At 36.5% G+C, this 16,969-nt stretch carries 18 protein-coding genes; 7 read left to right on the forward strand and 11 right to left on the reverse strand.

The features are described from left to right. Positions 1 to 466, forward strand: a 466-nt coding sequence (locus OSH00_RS03725; RefSeq protein WP_266129302.1) for a MarC family protein, incomplete at its 5' end; no start/stop codon positions are given. 47 nt (positions 467 to 513) lie between these two features. On the opposite strand, the gene yddG is transcribed toward OSH00_RS03725, so the two are convergent. The 8 genes from yddG to OSH00_RS03765 form a co-directional block, all read right to left on the reverse strand. Then, positions 514 to 1,422, reverse strand: a complete 909-nt coding sequence (gene yddG, locus OSH00_RS03730) for an aromatic amino acid DMT transporter YddG (RefSeq protein WP_239970196.1) — start codon at positions 1,420 to 1,422, stop codon at positions 514 to 516. Positions 1,423 to 1,581: 159 nt separating this feature from the next. Further along, entirely contained in the window at positions 1,582 to 2,496 is a 915-nt protein-coding gene (locus tag OSH00_RS03735; RefSeq protein WP_266129303.1) for a DMT family transporter, read from the reverse strand. Positions 2,497 to 2,537: 41 nt separating this feature from the next. Beyond that, complete coding sequence (locus tag OSH00_RS03740) at positions 2,538 to 2,744, reverse strand: type II toxin-antitoxin system Phd/YefM family antitoxin (protein ID WP_266129304.1); 207 nt, start codon at positions 2,742 to 2,744, stop codon at positions 2,538 to 2,540. 203 nt (positions 2,745 to 2,947) lie between these two features. Continuing rightward, a complete protein-coding gene (locus OSH00_RS03745) occupies positions 2,948 to 4,282 on the reverse strand; it encodes an MFS transporter (protein WP_266129305.1) in 1,335 nt (444 codons plus the stop codon). 299 nt (positions 4,283 to 4,581) lie between these two features. Beyond that, the gene (locus OSH00_RS03750; protein ID WP_266129306.1) at positions 4,582 to 5,706 is read right to left on the reverse strand and encodes a mandelate racemase/muconate lactonizing enzyme family protein; all 1,125 of its coding nucleotides are present in this window, start codon (positions 5,704 to 5,706) and stop codon (positions 4,582 to 4,584) included. A gap of 101 nt (positions 5,707 to 5,807) precedes the next feature. Next, the gene (locus tag OSH00_RS03755) at positions 5,808 to 6,905 is read right to left on the reverse strand and encodes an alcohol dehydrogenase family protein (RefSeq protein ID WP_266129307.1); all 1,098 of its coding nucleotides are present in this window, start codon (positions 6,903 to 6,905) and stop codon (positions 5,808 to 5,810) included. Between the two features lie 9 nt (positions 6,906 to 6,914). After that, the gene (locus tag OSH00_RS03760) at positions 6,915 to 7,481 is read right to left on the reverse strand and encodes a TetR/AcrR family transcriptional regulator (protein ID WP_266129308.1); all 567 of its coding nucleotides are present in this window, start codon (positions 7,479 to 7,481) and stop codon (positions 6,915 to 6,917) included. A gap of 322 nt (positions 7,482 to 7,803) precedes the next feature. Then, on the reverse strand, positions 7,804 to 8,634 hold the full coding sequence (locus tag OSH00_RS03765) for an alpha/beta fold hydrolase (protein WP_266129309.1): 831 nt from the start codon (positions 8,632 to 8,634) through the stop codon (positions 7,804 to 7,806). Positions 8,635 to 8,702: 68 nt separating this feature from the next. Here OSH00_RS03765 and OSH00_RS03770 point away from each other — a divergent pair, with 68 nt between their 5' ends. Next, positions 8,703 to 9,587, forward strand: coding sequence for a LysR family transcriptional regulator (locus OSH00_RS03770; RefSeq protein WP_266129310.1), 885 nt, complete (start codon positions 8,703 to 8,705; stop codon positions 9,585 to 9,587). 517 nt (positions 9,588 to 10,104) lie between these two features. Here the strand turns inward: OSH00_RS03770 and OSH00_RS03775 are convergent. From OSH00_RS03775 to OSH00_RS03785, 3 genes are read right to left on the reverse strand one after another with little or no spacing between them, the layout of a single operon-like run. Then, positions 10,105 to 11,031 (reverse strand): ornithine cyclodeaminase family protein, encoded by a 927-nt coding sequence (locus OSH00_RS03775; protein ID WP_266129311.1) that lies wholly within the window; start codon positions 11,029 to 11,031, stop codon positions 10,105 to 10,107. Between the two features lie 6 nt (positions 11,032 to 11,037). Further along, positions 11,038 to 11,334 carry a DUF1330 domain-containing protein gene (locus OSH00_RS03780; RefSeq protein WP_266129312.1) on the reverse strand — a complete coding sequence of 99 codons (297 nt, stop codon included), beginning with the start codon at positions 11,332 to 11,334 and terminating at the stop codon, positions 11,038 to 11,040. Between the two features lie 26 nt (positions 11,335 to 11,360). Beyond that, positions 11,361 to 11,555 (reverse strand): type II toxin-antitoxin system Phd/YefM family antitoxin, encoded by a 195-nt coding sequence (locus OSH00_RS03785; protein WP_266129313.1) that lies wholly within the window; start codon positions 11,553 to 11,555, stop codon positions 11,361 to 11,363. Positions 11,556 to 11,930: 375 nt separating this feature from the next. Here OSH00_RS03785 and OSH00_RS03790 point away from each other — a divergent pair, with 375 nt between their 5' ends. From OSH00_RS03790 to OSH00_RS03810, 5 genes are all read left to right on the forward strand, one after another. Continuing rightward, the gene (locus OSH00_RS03790) at positions 11,931 to 13,250 is read left to right on the forward strand and encodes an NAD(P)/FAD-dependent oxidoreductase (protein ID WP_266129314.1); all 1,320 of its coding nucleotides are present in this window, start codon (positions 11,931 to 11,933) and stop codon (positions 13,248 to 13,250) included. A gap of 121 nt (positions 13,251 to 13,371) precedes the next feature. Next, positions 13,372 to 14,709 carry an MFS transporter gene (locus OSH00_RS03795; protein ID WP_266129315.1) on the forward strand — a complete coding sequence of 446 codons (1,338 nt, stop codon included), beginning with the start codon at positions 13,372 to 13,374 and terminating at the stop codon, positions 14,707 to 14,709. A gap of 136 nt (positions 14,710 to 14,845) precedes the next feature. Further along, positions 14,846 to 16,186 (forward strand): MFS transporter, encoded by a 1,341-nt coding sequence (locus OSH00_RS03800; protein WP_266129316.1) that lies wholly within the window; start codon positions 14,846 to 14,848, stop codon positions 16,184 to 16,186. 45 nt (positions 16,187 to 16,231) lie between these two features. Next, positions 16,232 to 16,582: a cupin domain-containing protein gene (locus OSH00_RS03805; protein ID WP_266129317.1), complete on the forward strand. Its 351-nt coding sequence runs from the start codon at positions 16,232 to 16,234 to the stop codon at positions 16,580 to 16,582. A gap of 7 nt (positions 16,583 to 16,589) precedes the next feature. Further along, positions 16,590 to 16,946: a RidA family protein gene (locus OSH00_RS03810; protein ID WP_266129318.1), complete on the forward strand. Its 357-nt coding sequence runs from the start codon at positions 16,590 to 16,592 to the stop codon at positions 16,944 to 16,946. Positions 16,947 to 16,969 lie beyond the last annotated feature (23 nt).

Genomic DNA, 16,969 nt, shown 5'->3' on the forward strand with positions numbered 1-16,969 from the left:
AGTTTTTCTCTTATTTGCATGGGGTGGAGAAGCAATTTTTAATCGGTATTTAAATGTAAGGTTTGAATCATTTCTAATTTTTGGTGGCCTGATTTTTCTGGTAATTGGATATAGATATGTATTTCAGGGTGCCGATACCATTGGTGAAATGCGAGGAGCGCCTGAACATTTGGCTGGAACTGTCGCTATGCCTTTTATGATTGGACCAGGAACAATTAGTGCAGCTGTAGTGACAGGCATGAGCATGTCTCTTTTAGAGGCCGCTATAGTGATCGCTTTAGTACTAATTCTGAGTTGTAGTGTTTTGATAGCAATGAAATTTTCTCATGATCATTTACGTTATAGTCATGCTAAATATATTGATCGCTATTTTGATATTGTAGGAAGATTAGCCGCTTTATTAATTGGAACTATCGCAGTCGATATGATTGTCAACGGTGTGACACGTTTGATTGACAAAGTTTGATAAAAGTAAAAAGTCACAGCCAAAATAGTATGGCTGTGACCAAAAAATTAAGAAGCTAATTTCGCTTCGTTCTGATGAATATGATTCTTTCGGATTGAATACCAACAAATTAATGATCCAAAAGTAACCGTTAACGCACCGTACCAAAAATTGATTGTTAAATCGGAGTTCAAAACGAAAGCTGAAAATGCCGATGAAAAAATTGGAGAAAAATAAGAAAGCATAATCAAAATGGGCATATTGCCTTTGATAATACCAATATTCCACGCTAGATAACCCATTGAGAAAAAAACAGCATTGATAAAGACAAATAGATAGCCGTTCATTCCATGCGAATGAGGTAAGTGGAAACCCTGAGTAGAGATAGTAAGTATCCATAAGGCTATAGCTGTTAAGATAAAATAAAGTGAAACGGCGTTAGTTCCATTACTTTGCTTTTTTGTGTAGATACAATAAACAGCCCAAAGAATAGCTGCTAAAAAAATGAGTAAATAACTTATTGGGTTTTTTGAAAAGTTATCAATGAAGTTTAGATTTGGATGATAGTTAATTATAACTATACCTGCAAAACTTACAATCACTCCTAATATTGTCATTAAGTTTACTTTTTCTTCTTTTAATATCGCCAACATAATAATAATGAGAGTTGGCCACATATTAAAAATAATATTCATCTCAATCGATTTTTCTGATGAATTTGCTAGAGTAATTGAAAAGGCAAAACACAATTCAAAAACAACGAAAAGCAAGCTAGATAGAATAAGAAACTTCTTTGAAACCTTTTTTAAATCGGGTAGGCCATATGTTAAGAATAAAATAATAGCACTGATGGTGTATACGTAAGTCACTGTATAGATAGGACCAAAACTTTCTGTAGAAAGCCTGAGTAAGCCAACTAAAGTGGACCAAAGTAATAAAGCTGAAACACCGATTAAGGTTGAGATTTGACGGCTCATACGATAGACCCGATTAAAAAATTAATCATAATTTTTAAATGGGAAATTTAATAGTTATTTAAGAACGATAAATAATCATGAATTAATGACTTTTTATCATTATTAAAAATAGGTAATAAAAATAGTTGAAATATATTTTTTATAATTTAAATATTAGTTTTATTTTCTTTTAAGTGTAATAAGCATCACACCAAAAATATTAAGAAAACAACCTAGCCACTGGATTGTATTTAAATGCTCATTTAAAAGAAATACTGAAAATAGAATAGTAACAATTGGGCTAATGGATGAAATAATAGCGGATTGTGTTGCACCTACGTACTCTATACTCAATATTAATAGGAGGGTGGGTAGAACCGTAACAAATAAACCTAAACAGATTCCATACCAAATAACTTGTATAGGTAAAGAGGTAAGTAACAGTATAGGATGACTGGTTACCATTAGAAAATGTATAAGTGTGCCAATACAAGCAGCAGATAAAGATAGTCCCGTTAAGTTCCATGAACCAAATTTTTTGATTAATGGTGGGGTAAGTAAGAGATAGCAAGCAAAAGAAACAGCACTAGCAAACACTAAGCTTGCTCCAAACCAGAAGTTATGTTGGTCTGAGAGAGTTTTTTGCTCTTGAAGCATAACAATGACTGTTCCACCATAACTTAAGATAAGTGCAAATATCGTTTTTGAACTTAATTTTTGCTTGAGGATAAAACTCGATGCTAAAACAGTCATGGTCGGATATAAGAATAAAATAATTCGTTCTAGTGACGCCGTAATAAACATAAGGCCATAGAAATCGAGCCAGCTAGAAATGTAATAGCCTAACAAGCCCACAGAAAGTAAATATAGAATATCTTTTAGCTTGATATTCTGATTTTGATGGCGGCAAAACCAACAGATAACTAAAAAGAAGGGTAGAGCAATTCCCATACGAATAGCCATTAGGGTAATAGCATCTAATGATGGAGTAAGGCTATATGCCTGTTTAATAAAAATTGCTTTACTGCTAAATAGGAATGCAGAGATAAATGCAAACAAGGCACCAAGTTGAATTAAAGAAATATTGAGCTTCATGGAACCTTGCTGCATGAATAAAGAGTGTTTTTGGAGATGTTTTAAGCTTCTGAATTTTCTTTAGAAGCTGAAATTTTATAGTAAGCAACATCGTATTCGGCTTTCTTGTAAGCCTCATAAGAAGCTTTGCTAATAATTACTGCAGATTCCCGACCTCTGCGAGTAATTTCTACTGGATGCCCAGCAACAGCTTGATCCATAATCATAGTAAGTTGTGCTCTGACATTTGAATAGTTCCACTGTTTCATTTGTATTCTCCCTGACTAAAACATGTTCAAGATAGGTGAAATGTACAGTTCGCTTCAATGGATTTATTTTCAATCTATGATGAGTTTTAATCATATATTGAAGCGACTTTTCCTTTTGATTAGAAATTTAGATAAAGACTCAAAACAAAACACTCTCAGTTTTCAACAAGAGAGTATTTTGCTTTTTATTCAGTAAGTTGGAGTTAGTGAAAAATTTCACTCATTGATTTTCCTTTAGTTTCAGGCATAAATAAGAAAGTAATTATTGTTGCTATTAAACACACCCCAGCAGCGATCCAAACGGCCAGTGCAGCTCCATGCGCAGCAACAAACATAGGCATTAAAAATACACCTATAGCTGCACCTATACGAGACATCGCAGCGGCAAAGCCTGTGCCTGAACAACTTATTTCAGGGCGTAACACTTCTCCTGGAATAACTGAGATCATGCTAGCAGTTACGGCGTTCGCAAATGCAAAAACTAAGAAACCAATAAGAATCCAAGTAGGATGGTCTGCTGCAAGAGCTACAACCGCTAATGCAATTGTACAAATGAGAATTGGAAGAATAGCCATTTTACGTCGTGAAACACGTTCAATTAACACAACAGCTAATAATGTACCGAATACTGCGAATGTATTAAGAAATAATCCACCTTTAATTCCATCTTGCAAACCTAATTTTTCTAAAATTAGAGGAATGAAAACACCAATTGCATAATAAGGAGCCGAAGTTCCAATAAAATATATTGAAACTAATACTGTGCTTTTAATATTTTTAGATTTAAATAAATCAAAGAAATTTGTAGCTTGACCAATATTGTCATGCTTCTGATTTAAAATATCCTGCCTATCTTCTTCATTAAAATATTCTTGAGCAATTTTAGTTGCTTCTTTTTTACGCCCCTTACTCATTAACCAACGTGGTGATTCTGGTATACCTCGACGCATAAGTAATATAATTAATGAAGGAATTGCACTAATTCCTAAAATGACATTCCAAGATGCAATTTTTTGGTCAAGCATAATATAACCAATAGCATATGAAATTAGATATCCGATAAACCAAGCTGTTTCAGTTAAGATTAATAATTTACCTCGTATACGAGCTGGAGCAAATTCTGCCAACATTGGCCATCCAACCGCATATTCAATTCCTATTGCAACACCCATAAAAAAGCGGGCAATGAAAAGTGTATATGGATCGGATGCAAAAAATTGCCCGATTGAACAAATTAAAAATATAAAAAGATCAAGCATAAACATAGGCTTACGACCAAATCGATCAGAAAAATATCCTCCGATTGGTGCACCGAAAAAAATGCCAACTAAAGACGCAGCACCAATTAAGCCTTGCCAAGTCATGGACAGTTGTAAATCGGCTGTAATTGATGGCATTAATGATCCTAAGTAACCTAGAACAAAACCATCAATAAACATTCCACCAGCCATAAGCCAAGCAAGCTTTATCATAAAACGGCGTGCTTTTTGATCTTGGGTAATCAGTCTATTTTGAGAAATTATCTGTTCCTGATTCATTGATACGCTCCTTGTGTATCTTCCTTCACGTACTTAAATACGTTTTTAATTTCCTGATTTATTGAGAGATATAGTGCTAATTAGACATATACCTCGTATTTACCTAAAAGCTTTGACCACTCTGTAATCCGATTACTTTGCTAAAATTTGGTCAATAAAGGCCTAATACTCATAAGAAATGAGTAGTGGAAAAAATATGCAGGTTTAAATTTTGGCTTAAAATTGAGAATAATATGGCTGTAGTATTTTTATAAAACAGCCATAAATATCAAAGCCCTATTTGGGTTTTAAGAGAAGGATTAGTTACCCCAAACCGCCACAGGAGCACCTAATAAATCTTGATCGACTGTGATACCTAGACCAGGCTTTTGGGGTACGATTACACCACCATCAATAATTGGTGCATCAAACTCAGCTGTTTGAATACTTACCATGCCACGTGTATCTAAAAGACAACGTAGGTTTTTCTCTGGAATTGTTGCTCCCATGTGTAAAATTGACGCAAATACAATATCTGAACCTACAGTATCTTGAACGCTTAGAGATAGACCAGCCGCAATTCCAATATCACGGTGTCGACGAGCACAAGTTAAACCCCCAACTTTAGAAATTTTTAAGCCAAGGCCATCACCAACATCATGATTAATTACATGAATGGCATCTTCTTCGTGTTGGAGTAATTCGTCAATGAAGATGGGTACAGGGCAACGCTGACGCAATGATTGGGTTTCACGCCATGTACTACATGGTGCTTCAAGCACGAAGTCTAGACCTGCAGGTAATAAACGTAAGACTCTTAGAGCCATTTCAGGCGTTAGACCGCCATTTGCATCAACAATAAAAAATTCACCTGGCTTTTGGTCCGCTAAACTTGCTTTAATGCGTTCAGCATCTAGAACTGGTCCACCTTCGCTATCAACAGAACCAATTTTTACAGAGTGACCTAAATAACCCATTTCCCGGTGCTTTGCTACATTTTCACGCATTGCATCTGGTGTATCAGCATGAATAGAAGAGATTACAGGTAATCTACGACCAGTTGAACCACCTAATAACTCACATACAGGTAAATTTACTGATTTACCAAATAGATCCCAACAAGCAAGATCAATTGCAGATTTAGCGTGGTTATGACCGACAAGTGCACTATCCATGGCCTCATTAATACGATCAACTTGGCGCGGATCTTTACCTAGTAAGTGAGGAGCAATTTCCGCAATACCTGCACGTGCACCAAGTGCATGAGAAGCAATCCATGTTGAACCGAATGGTGTACTTTCTCCCCAACCTTCTAAACCATTATCTGCAATGACTCTTACAATTGAGGCATCGAAACTACGATATTGACGGCCACCTGAAAGGTGATATACGCCACCAGAATAAGGTAAGTCGATTTGGTAGAGCTCAATACGTTTAATTTTCATGAATATATCCTTGTCTTTAAGACTACGTATTCTTGATGTCACTTATGCTGTCTTTACAAATTAGACAGATACATAAGTAACATCATCATTTAAAAAATGACTTATGCTTCAACAGCCGGAACAGTTAACACCAGCTTGCCGAGATGTTTTTTGCTTAAAAACTCTTCTTGAGCTTTGGCAATTTCGCTTAATGGGAAAGTCTTAGCAACTAAAGGACGAATCTCATTTTTCTCAATGTAAGAAATTAGGTTTGTAAATACTTCATCTTCTTGGAAAGTACAGCCCATTAAAGTCAAATCATTTAAATAAACGGTACGAAGGTCGATTTGTGAAATAGGACCTGCGATGGCACCTGCGTTAGCGTAGCGGCCACCTTTACGTAAAACTTCTAATAATGAAGGCCATTGAGGACCACCAATTAAATCAATAACGACATCAATTGATTCTTTACCTAACTCTTTAACCAAGTCAGCATTACGGTCAATCACACGATCTGCACCACATGCTAAAACTTCATCTGCTTTTGATGATGAGCACAGAGCAATAACTTGTGCACCACGGCGTTTTGCAAGCTGAACAGCAGCAGATCCTACGCCACCAGATGCGCCAGTAATTAATACAGTTTCTGCACCTAATCCAATTCGATGCAGCATATTTTCAGCAGTTGAATAAGAGCATGGAATAGAGGCTAATTCTTCATCTGACCAATCTGAATCTACTTTATAAGCTTCAGCAGATTTAACAGTAGCGAACTGTGCAAAACCACCATTACACTCACTACCAAAAGTCCAACACTCATAAGGACGGTAATCAACATAAGCACGTAACATCGTACGAACAATAACGCGTTCACCAATACGTGAAGGATCTACATTTTTACCTACTGCAACGATTTTACCGCAGCAGTCTGCCCCTTGAATAAAAGGAAATTGAAGTGGAGTACCTGACCAAGAAGCATCATCATCATTAATGCTTTCTAGACCCTTAGCACCACCTGTATTCGTAGCTTGTTCATTAGTTTTTGAATACCAGCCAATACGCGTATTAATATCAGTATTATTCACACCTGCAGCTGATACTTGAATTAGTACTTCATCATCTGCTGGTGTAGGGACAGTTACATCAGTACGATATTCAAGTTGGTCAAGACCACCGTGTCCATTTAATAGCACAGCATGCATTTTTGTAGGCAGTACCATGAGTTTCTCCTAGTGAAATAAGGGGTGGGTAGTAGATGCTAACAATTGAAGGGCTAGAGCATTTGCTCTTTGAATGGCTGCTTTTCCCCCTATGATGGGTGCCAAAGCAGTAGCACCTTCGATAATGAAAATTAGAATTTCAGCTTTTTCTGTAAACTGATCTGGAAATTCTTTTTCAAAGATTTTTTTAAAAAGTTCAAAAGTACGTTGTTTATGCAATAAAACACGCTGCTCAATTTCTGCATTCTTATAGCTAAATTCAGCGAGTGCACGAAGAAATAAACAACCATTGCTACTTTCAAGTGTGAACCACTTTTCAAGTTCTGAAATAATCAGCGACCATAGTGGAGCATTAAACTTATATTCATCTAACTTTTGTTCAAGTTGCTTTAAAAAACGTATTTCACGTTGTTCTAAGACTGCTAAAACAAGATCTTCTTTTGAGTGAAAATGACGATAAAGCGTACGTGGAGTTACGCTAGCTTCTTTAACAATTTGATCGATTCCAGTGCTATGAAAACCTTGTAGATCAAAAAGTCTTTCTGCTGTTTTAAGAATGTCATCAACTTTGCTCATAGGTAGAACGAGGTATAGTGAACGTTATACATACATTAGAAATTTTAACTTGTACTTTCAAAGGATATATTTGAATGAATCCATGAGAAAAACTCATTAATATTTTTAATTTGTTTAAGCGACCACCCACTTAGAGAAATACCTCAAACAAAAAACAATAATTCTGTTGCTGCAACATAAATATATCGCGCCGCCAAATTGGAATATTAATCTTCGATGGACGTTATAAATAAATATGAAATAAAGGGGAGGTGAAAAAATGTACTAGTAGATCATAGTAACCTTTTAGAATTCAGCTCTTATGTTCCACTAGTACAGTCATTTAATTACCTAATTTTTCAAGGAAATTTTCAATAAGAAATGTCACTCTGTCTGGGGCTTCAGTTTGTGGAAAATGATTAACATTATTTAAAATCTCTAATTGTGATCCAGAAATCATTTTTTGTAATTCTGTAGCACATGGGTTAGCAGGTGTAACTACATCGTTAGCGCCTTGAATAATTAGAACAGGAACCTGTATTTCATCGTAGCGTTTTTGAGGATCATAATTTGCTAAAGCATATGCATTTGCTAATAAAGAAAAGCGTGACCATTTTGCAGCTTCTAAGCAAATATCAGGTGTTAAGCCAAATGCTTGAAAGAATCCAACACTTTTTATTGAAGTTGATACGCCGTCAAAAAGTGTATCTGCTGTTTCACCTAACTCTTTAAATTGAGTACCAGAAAGATGTGTTCCTGTATATATAATGCTTTTTACTTTCTCCGGATATTTTAAAGTAAATGCTGTAGCAATATTTCCACCCATAGAATGAGTAATTAAAGTGACAGGATCAGTAATCTCTGTAGCATCTAAAATAGCTTTAAGATCTTCTGCATGAATTTCAATACTATACATATCCATATGCTCAGGTTTACCAGAGCGTCCGTAACCACGATTATCATGAGTAATACATCTATATCGACTTTTTAGCGTATCAATTTGATTATGCCAAATATCAGCAATACCCATATACCCCGATATAAAGACTAAATTTTCACCTTTGCCCTGATCTTCATAGTAAATTTCAGTACCATCTTGAGCATGAACGAAAGCCATAATATTTCTCCAAATAATTAAAAATGGTTTAATTACATATTGAAAAGGAATATACATGTGTACTTTTGCAGTAAGAATAGTTATAAGTGCAGAATAGCTGTGCATAAATGCAGAGGTAAGTTGTTGTGTTGAAATGGGATCAATTACGAATTATTTTAGCTATCAGTCGAGAAGGTTCATTTTCAAAAGCTGCGAAAACGCTTGAGATCGACCATACGACTGTATCAAGACACTTAGATAGTCTCGAAAAAGAGTTAGGTATCTTGTTTAATCGTAGAACAAATGGAGTTTTTCCAACGCTATTGGGTTTAGAAACAATTGCTATAGCAGAGAAAATTGAAGCAGAAATTAATAGTCTTTTACGACATAGAGATAGCACAGAATTACAATTGACCGGCACAGTTAGGTTAACAACAACTCCTTTTTTCTCCGCAAATTTATTTGCTCCAGCTTTAAATGATTTTTTTGAAACTCACCCCGGGTTAAAAGTAGAACTCATAGGGGATAATCAGAATTTAGACCTTTCGCGAAGGGAAGCAGATGTAGCTGTACGATTTTCAAGACCAACAAATAAAAGATTAGTTATTCGTTCATTAGGAAGAATTGCTTTCGCTTTTTATGCATTAAAAACAGATCTAAGATCATTCGAAGCACAATCTTTTCTAAGTTATGATGAAGCATCTGCACATTATTCTCTGCAGAAATATATCGATAAAGTAGTGTCTGAAGAAAAAATCATACTTCGATCAAACTCAACACAAGTCTTACTTGAATCAACCTATACAGGAGCAGGATGCACGCTTTTACCATGCTTTATAGGAGATACTAATTCAAGACTTAGACGTGTTCCTGGTCCAAATGCTATGGAAATAATGACCTTATGGTTAACTTATCACGAAGATTTAAGAAATAGTTCAAAATTACAGGCGGTTATAGAGTTCATTGATCAAATAATAGCAAAACATCGTTCGGGATTTATTCCCCATGACTTTCCTTTTGAAATAGAATAAAAATACTTCTTTTTTAAAATGTATGAAATTATTAAAACTATCAATGTAACCTCTGGAATATTTAACCTTTTCACTTTTCTCAACGGTTACCCCCTGAAAGTCTTGCCTCATAAGGCTGTAACCTCAGTAACCTTTGTAACCTCTAAAATTTAACTGATTCTTAAATTAGAGAGAAGATAGGGATTGATAGAAAGCCAAAGCAAGGACAGTAGGAATATTTTTGTATCATAGCTTGTATCATTTGAATTTATAATTTATTAAACATTTATTTATCAATAGATTGTGATTTTGTTTGGTATTGGATATAAAAAACCTACCAAATTCCTAATATCATATAAACTTGTATAGTTTTATATGAATGCTAAAACCCTAAATTATAATGATTTAGGGTTTTTTTATGCCGTTTTATACCCTTATATCAATGCATACACTAATGAATTTCTTGTATCATGATTTTCTAACTGAACTCATGATATAAGCTTATGTCCAGAGATGAGTTGGTCTTAATAGATTGATTTTATAACCCTAACTTCTTCAACATTGCATCAGCAACCATAAGGTCTAAATGAGCACCTCCACCATTCTTGAAAACAGTGATATCCTTTTGATTTCTAAAATTTTCAGAACTACTATTTACCAGCCTATAGAGGTCACCTCGAATATGATCTCGTGATATTTTTCCATTCACAATAGGAATCACAATTTCTCCAATATTCCATGTAGTTTCAAGATTATCTACATAGAGCTGTGAAGATGCGATTAATTGATCATCAGCTTCACGCATTTCGGGAGTAAAAGCACCAATCAAGTCAATATGAGTTCCTGAACGAATCCAGTCTCCTTTTAAAATTGGTTGTTGTGCCATAGTCGCTGCAGAAACAATATCAGCAGTTGATAAAGTCAACTGTAAATCTGAGGCAGCAACAACAGGCGCAGATAATCCCTCTAGTCTTTTAGCGAGTGCTTGAGATTGATTTAAACGGCGAGACCAAATTGATATTTTTTTAAGTTTGGGAAATAAAGCACTGTAGGCATGTGCAAGATTGTGAGCAACGCGACCTGCTCCAATGATTACTAGATGCTTACTATCGGGACGAGCGAGTAGAGTAGCCCCTAATACAGAATCAGCAGCAGTTTTCAGATCGGTAATAATGTGGCTATCAACTAAGCCGCGTAAGATACCATTTTCAGAAGAATAAACGATGACTACGCCATGAGTATTCGGAAGTCCTATACTTGTATTTCCATTGAAGACAGACTCAGCTTTTATTCCATAGCCCAATCCTTCAATTCTTGCCATGCGATTTAACAACATGCCATCTTTAGGACCTATGAGTGAGTCGTGCAGAGTTGCTTTGGGTTTTTCATGACCTAAGCGTAGTGCCTCAATAGCTTCATGCCAACTTAGAATATTTTTAGCTTGATCGTAGTTTAAAAAATTCATTAGACCTTATATTCCCTCAATAATGGAAAATGTTCTTTCCATTGCCTCTAGTGCAAGATCCTTAGCTTTTTGGTACTTTTCACTGTAATAGCAATCTTGAGCAATTTGGTAAGAAGGGAACTCAAAAATAAGTACTCGTGCTTTTTGAGGGCCTTCTACAAAGTCAGAAGAGTTAGTGCCACCAATAATTTGAGCATTAAACTCATTTGCTATTTCAGTCCAAGCATTTGCATATTTTTGCATAGAGATGTGGTCAGTAATTTCCTGACACTCGATAATCCAATATCCTTTAGGTGCTTGCATTTTTTATTCCTTTTATAAAATTATTTCTATTCAGGCTTTTTCGACTCAGAGGGGAATCTCGCTTCAAACTCAGCCTTTTTATATGCTTCATATGACTCTTTACTAATAATGACAGCCGATCCTCTGCCTCTACGGGTAATTTCTACAGGATGTCCGCCAATAGCTTTATCCATAAGCATAGAAAGCTGTGCTCTGGCATTAGAATAATTCATGCTATCCATAAAAACTCCATATTTGGTGACTTACCACAGCTATTGACCCATATTAAAAAAGATTAAAGTATCAAAACATCATTCTAAAAATAGAAATATAAAAAAAAGGTCAATTTGTCTCATAAAAATGATGAAGCAAAAAACAAATATGAAGAATATGACATAGATGGAAAAATGAGGGGTTAGAATATTTTTACTTTAATTAATTTGTTTATATATATGATTTTTATTTATAATTTTTTTATAAAAATACATTTTTTAATAAAATTCATTTGTCGACTTTTAATGGAATGTCTATTTTGTCCTAAAAATTGCCCATTTTTTTATATGCAAGACATGTAAATGAGATCAAAAATAATAAGAAAAGGACGCTAGGAATTTATCATGGAAAGAATAGGTTCAACACCGGCTGATGACAATGGATGTGCTTGGTTCCACTTAAGCACAAATCGAATACCGAAATCTCCACTGAGTGGAAGAATAGAGGCTGATTGGGTCATTGTAGGGGCCGGGTTTACAGGTTTATCGGCTGCTAGACAACTTGCCTTGAATTTTCCTAATGATCACATTGTTCTTGTGGAGGCACAAGAGGTTGGGTATGGAGCTTCTGGAAGAAACTCAGGTTTTATGATCGATCTTCCTCATGATATTGGAGCCGCAGATTATATCGGCGATATCAAAACCGCAGGCATGCACTTAAAGCTCAATCTTGCTGCTCAGAATATTATTAAAAGGTTAGTTGCTGATTACAACATTGATTGTCAACTTGAGCCAGCGGGCAAGTATCAAGCTGCTGTCGAAAAGAGAGGTCTAGCAGTTCTTGAAGCGTATAAAAGTGGTTTAGAAAAGCTTGGTCAGGCGTGTGAAATTATTGAGGAACAAGATATTCCAGCTCATTTAGGTACGCATTTTTATAAAAAGGCACTCTACACACCAGGGACCTTGTTAGTACAGCCAGCGGCAGTGGTAAAAGGTTTAGCCAATAACTTACCGAGTAATGTGACTTTATATGAGTATACGGCGATTACATCTGTTGAATATGGAAAGAAAATTCAATTGCAAACAGATCAAGGTTCAATCATTGCGAATAAACTTATATTAACAAACAATGCATTTGCTTCCCAATTTGGCTTTTTAAAAGGTCGCTTACTTCCTATTTTTACCTATGCCAGCATGACTCGTGTGCTGACAGAAGAAGAGCAATTAGCTTTAGGTGGGAAAAGAACCTGGGGCATTATTCCAGCAGATCCGTTTGGGAGTACATTGCGTCGCACACCGGACAACCGGCTATTAGTGCGTAATAGTTTTAGTTTTAATACTGACGGACGTAGTAAACCTCATCTTTTACCTCGTGTAGCGCAAAGACAAAGACAGTCATTTGAAAATAGATTTCCAATGTTACCTCAAGTTGAATTTGAATATACATGGGGTGGATCTATGTGTTTATCCAGAAACCATGAATCATTCTTTGGCGAATTAGCACCTAATGTTTATGGGGCACTTTGTTGGAATGGATTAGGGACAACCAAAGGGACTATTGCAGGAACATTATTAGCAGATTGGCTTTCAGGTGAAAGAAATGAACTTATCGATTTCTTGATTTCATCACCGGGACCTAATGCGAATCCACCTCAACCATTTTTATCAATTGGCGTAAACCTTAACTTAATGACAGGGCAATACCGAGCAGGAAAGGAAAGTTAGGTTTTTAAATATCAGTTACGACTTGTTAGATCATTATATTAATGGTCTTGGAAGATTATTTTTGAAGAAAGCTGTTAAGGGATAGATAACAGTTTTATACCGTGTAGGTAAAGGAGTTTATATGCGTAATAAAATACCTTTAGAGGAAGTTCCTTTAAATAAATTTCATAAAAAGCTCACCATTTATTCAGCAGGCGGTCCATTTTTAGATGGATATGTTCTGAGTATTATTGGTGTAGTAATGCTTCAGATTTCTTCAGCGTTACATCTCACCTTATTATGGGAAGGGTTAGTCGCGGCATCCGCACTTGTTGGTATTTTCTTTGGTGGATTTCTGGGGGGGTGGCTTACTGATAAAATTGGCCGTAAATTACTTTATATTTTAAATTTAGTCATTATTGTTGGCTTATCAGTTGCACAATTCTGGGTAGAAACAGCACTAATGCTGGTTGTATTACGTTTCCTGATTGGTGCCGCAGTGGGAGCAGATTGTCCTATTGCTACTTCTTTATTAGCAGAATTCTTACCACGTAAAAATCGTGGTCCTAGGCTTTCAGCTTTAGTAACAGCATGGTTCTTAGGCGCAGCGGCAGCTTATATTATTGGTGAGTTGATTTTGTCTGTGATTGGAACCGATGCTTGGCGTTGGGTACTTGCGAGTGCACTTATTCCTGGCATTTTATTCTTAGTTGGACGCTTAGGTACACCTGAGTCAGCAAGATGGTTAATTAGTCAGGGACGCACAGCTGAAGCAGATAAAATTATTAAGAAAATTTACGGTAATGAATACTCTGTAAATGATTTACCAGAACAACAAGTTGATGAGAAGAATAAAGTTTCTATTACATCTTTGTTTCACTCTGGCTATGGTAAACGTACTCTATTTGTTGGGCTTTTTTGGACTTGTTCAATCATTCCCTTATTCGCTATTTATGCATTCGCGCCAAAAGTTATGTTGGCTTTGAAATTAACGGGTGAAATGGCGAAATGGGGAGCTGTCGCAATTACAGTTTTATTCTGTGTTGGTTGTACTGTTGCTACGCTGACGATTAATACCGTAGGCCGTAAGAGAATGTTGTCACATAGCTTCTTTTGGTCTGGTTTAATGTTACTTTTGCTCGGACTTTTCCCAAGCGCATCTCCTGTAATTATTCTGATTTTATTTGGTGGTTATGCAGTATTTATTGGTGGCGCTCAAGTCATGCAATATGTTTATCCAAATGAATTATTTCCCACAGAAGTTCGGGCTACTGCAGTAGGATTAGGCACTTCATTATCACGGATCGGTGCAGCTGCAGGCACTTATTTTGTACCTTTGTCTCTGGCACATTGGGGGATCGGTACCACAATGTTGATTGCAGCAGCAATTAGCTTGGTTGGATTATGGGTAACTCGAGCATGGGCTCCGGATATTGATGTTGTAGATTTACATCAAGCAGCATCTCTAAGTAAGAACTAAGTTATTTAATCTAAATTACCTTATTTAAAATCTATAAAACAAAAAGTTAGCTTCTTAAAGGAAGAGGCTAGTAGAGATTTTTTGTCCGCAAAATTTGAATAAGGTGAATTTTGCTTGAAATAAGGCAGATATTCCCATGAAAAATAAGATTCCTTTAGAGGATATTCCTTTAAATTCCTACCATAAAAAACTGACCTTCTACTCCTCGGGTGGTCCATTCCTAGATGGTTATGTATTGAGTATTGTCGGGGTCGTAATGATGCAAATGACAGATGCATTATCGCTTACGACTTTTTGGCAAGGAATGATCGCTGCTTCTGCATTAATTGGCGTATTTCTAGGTGGGTTTTTAGGTGGATGGATTACTGACAAGTATGGTCGAAAAGTTCTTTACTTAGTTGACCTTATCGCAATTATTGGCTTTTCAGCTGCTCAATTTTGGGTTGAATCAGCATTTATGCTTTTCATTTGGCGATTATTAATTGGTGTCGCTGTTGGAGCGGACTATCCAATTGCTACAGCTTATCTTGCAGAGTTTTTACCACGTAAAAATCGTGGACCAAGATTAGCAGCAATGGTTATGGTTTGGTTTTTGGGCGCTGCGGTTGCTTATGCTGTTGGAGAACTTGCATTAACATTTGGTGGGGATGAAGCTTGGCGCTGGGCTTTAGCGAGTGCGGTGGTACCAGGTGCACTATTTTTAATGGTACGTATGGGGGCTTCTGAGTCACCACGTTGGTTGCTTAATAAAGGTCAAGTTGCTGAAGCTGATGCAGTCATAAAAAAAGTATATGGCCCAGAATACTCTCATGCTGATTTATCAGAAAATATTGGAAATCAAAATTTTAATACTTCGGTTTGGTCTTTATTCCATTCAGGATATGGCAAACGCATGTTATTTGTTTCAATTTTCTGGACATGTGCAATTCTGCCGCTTTTCGCAATTTATGCATTTGCTCCTCAAGTATTAAAGGCTTTAGGGCTGACTGGCGAACTTGCTGGTTGGGGAGCAGTTGCTATTACTTTCCTATTTTTCGTTGGATGCTTATTAGCAACATTATTAATTAATGCTATGGGCCGCAAAAAGATGCTTTTTCACAGCTTCTTATGGTCAGGAGTCGCTTTATTTCTCTTAGGCGTATTCCCTCAAGCCTCTTCCTTCATTGTGTTGTGTCTATTTGGTGCATATGCGGTATTCATTGGTGGGGCACAAGTCATGGAATATGTCTATCCGAATGAACTTTTTCCAACTGAAATAAGAGCTTCTGCCGTTGGGCTTGGGACATCTATCTCAAGAATTGGAGCAGCTATTGGTACTTATTTATTACCTTTCGCTTTAGCAAGCTGGGGAATAGGCACCACGATGATCGTTGCCGCAGCAGTTTGCTTTATTGGGGCATGGTCAGCTTGGGCGTTAGCGCCTGACATCGATACTTTGGATTTAAATCAAGCAGCAAGCTTGGGAAGTAAGAAATAAATTTTATTTAAGATCTGCCAATTATGGCTATTTACGGAGATCATTATGAGTAACCAACTCGTTGTAGTACGTCAAGCTGAAAATACTGTATTAGGCGCACCAGCACCAGCAAAACTTCCGGTAGATGAGTTAATTGCACAGCAGAGCACTGCACAAGATCAAACTTCTGAAAGTATTGCTGCAAGTATTGGTGTATGGGAAAGCTCGCCAGGTAAGTTTAAGCGTCATATCGCTAATCGTGAGTTTAGCCATATTGTCAAAGGGTGGTGTATTTTCACTCCAGAAGGTGGAGAACCAGTAGAGCTACGTGCAGGAGATGCGGTTTTATTCCCGGCAAACTGTGAAGGTGTATGGGACATCAAAGAAGACTTCAGAAAGACGTATTGTATTTTTTGAGGCATAAATGATGACAGATATAAAAAGATTTCATAGCGGAGCTCGTGCTAGTCAGGTTGTTGTAAGTGGCCAACATATCGAAACGGCTGGGTTAGTTGCTAAGTGCACGGATAAAGGGATTGCAGAACAAACCCGTTGTGTATTAGATCAACTTGAACAGTTAATGGTTGATGTAGGTGCAAATCGTAACCAAATTACTCGTATTCAGATTTGGCTAGCTAATATGGCTTATTTTGAAGAAATGAATAAGGTCTATGATGCATGGGTAAGTGAAATAGATAAACCTGCGCGAGCTTGCGTTGGTTCACAACTCGCTAGTCCAGAGTATTTAATTGAAATTCAGGCAACAGGAACGTTTTACTAAATGTTTGAAAAGCACCTTTCTCA

Source organism: Acinetobacter nematophilus (genome assembly GCF_026344175.1).
Lineage (GTDB): Bacteria > Pseudomonadota > Gammaproteobacteria > Pseudomonadales > Moraxellaceae > Acinetobacter > Acinetobacter nematophilus.

Coding starts and splice junctions, on each gene's coding strand:
- yddG (WP_239970196.1), bottom strand. CDS start 1,422: ATGAGCCGTCAAATCTCAACCTTAATCGGTGTTTCAGCTTTATTACTT.
- OSH00_RS03735 (WP_266129303.1), bottom strand. CDS start 2,496: ATGAAGCTCAATATTTCTTTAATTCAACTTGGTGCCTTGTTTGCATTT.
- OSH00_RS03740 (WP_266129304.1), bottom strand. CDS start 2,744: ATGAAACAGTGGAACTATTCAAATGTCAGAGCACAACTTACTATGATT.
- OSH00_RS03745 (WP_266129305.1), bottom strand. CDS start 4,282: ATGAATCAGGAACAGATAATTTCTCAAAATAGACTGATTACCCAAGAT.
- OSH00_RS03750 (WP_266129306.1), bottom strand. CDS start 5,706: ATGAAAATTAAACGTATTGAGCTCTACCAAATCGACTTACCTTATTCT.
- OSH00_RS03755 (WP_266129307.1), bottom strand. CDS start 6,905: ATGGTACTGCCTACAAAAATGCATGCTGTGCTATTAAATGGACACGGT.
- OSH00_RS03760 (WP_266129308.1), bottom strand. CDS start 7,481: ATGAGCAAAGTTGATGACATTCTTAAAACAGCAGAAAGACTTTTTGAT.
- OSH00_RS03765 (WP_266129309.1), bottom strand. CDS start 8,634: ATGTATATTCCTTTTCAATATGTAATTAAACCATTTTTAATTATTTGG.
- OSH00_RS03775 (WP_266129311.1), bottom strand. CDS start 11,031: ATGAATTTTTTAAACTACGATCAAGCTAAAAATATTCTAAGTTGGCAT.
- OSH00_RS03780 (WP_266129312.1), bottom strand. CDS start 11,334: ATGCAAGCACCTAAAGGATATTGGATTATCGAGTGTCAGGAAATTACT.
- OSH00_RS03785 (WP_266129313.1), bottom strand. CDS start 11,555: ATGGATAGCATGAATTATTCTAATGCCAGAGCACAGCTTTCTATGCTT.
- OSH00_RS03790 (WP_266129314.1), top strand. CDS start 11,931: ATGGAAAGAATAGGTTCAACACCGGCTGATGACAATGGATGTGCTTGG.
- OSH00_RS03795 (WP_266129315.1), top strand. CDS start 13,372: ATGCGTAATAAAATACCTTTAGAGGAAGTTCCTTTAAATAAATTTCAT.
- OSH00_RS03800 (WP_266129316.1), top strand. CDS start 14,846: ATGAAAAATAAGATTCCTTTAGAGGATATTCCTTTAAATTCCTACCAT.
- OSH00_RS03805 (WP_266129317.1), top strand. CDS start 16,232: ATGAGTAACCAACTCGTTGTAGTACGTCAAGCTGAAAATACTGTATTA.
- OSH00_RS03810 (WP_266129318.1), top strand. CDS start 16,590: ATGATGACAGATATAAAAAGATTTCATAGCGGAGCTCGTGCTAGTCAG.